The sequence below is a fragment of the Pandoraea sp. ISTKB genome (assembly GCF_001721285.1).
GTDB classification, from domain to species: domain Bacteria; phylum Pseudomonadota; class Gammaproteobacteria; order Burkholderiales; family Burkholderiaceae; genus Pandoraea; species Pandoraea capi.
The window spans coordinates 1-671 of record NZ_MAOS01000107.1; the positions used below are offsets into that span (position 1 = coordinate 1).

At 63.3% G+C, this 671-nt stretch carries 2 pseudogenes; both read left to right on the top strand.

Annotated elements, in window-relative coordinates:
- Positions 1-570: pseudogene (locus tag A9762_RS27790) on the top strand (NAD(P)(+) transhydrogenase (Re/Si-specific) subunit alpha); the annotation flags it as partial.
- A 15-nt stretch (positions 571-585) separates the two neighbouring features.
- Positions 586-671: pseudogene (locus A9762_RS29280) on the top strand (NAD(P) transhydrogenase subunit alpha); the annotation flags it as partial.

The window sequence follows — 671 nt, forward strand, 5'->3', positions numbered from 1 at the left end:
GCGGTCATTGAAGCGTCGGACGTGCGTCCGGCCGTGCGCGAGCAGATCGAATCGCTCGGCGCGAAGTTCATCGACGTGCCGTTCGAGACCGACGAAGAACGCGAGATCGCCAAGGGTGTGGGCGGCTATGCGCGTCCGATGCCCGCAGCGTGGCTTGCGCGTCAGGCGCAACTCGTACACACGCGCCTTACGCAGGCTGACATCGTCATTTCCACCGCGCTGATCCCGGGGCGTGCTGCGCCGACGCTGATCGCCGAAGACACCGTCAAGGCGATGAAGCCCGGCTCGGTGATCATCGACCTCGCGGCCGGACGCGGCGCGAACGGCGGCGGCAACTGCCCGCTGTCGGTGGCCGACGAAGTGGTGAAGGTCCACGGCGTGACCATCGCCGGTTACACCAACCTCGCCGGTATGGTCGCTGCGGATGCCTCCGCGCTTTATGCCCGTAACGTGCTCGACTTCCTGAAGCTCGTCATCGACAAGGAAGGCAAGTTCGTCATCGATACCAACGACGACATCGTCGCCGCGTGCCTCATGTGCCGCGACGGTCAGGTGCTGCGTGCGGCATAAAGGGGAAGCGCAAACATGGAATTGATCAATCACACGGTGATCAACCTGATCATCTTCGTGCTGGCGGTGTACGTCGGCTATCACGTGGTGTGGAACGTCAC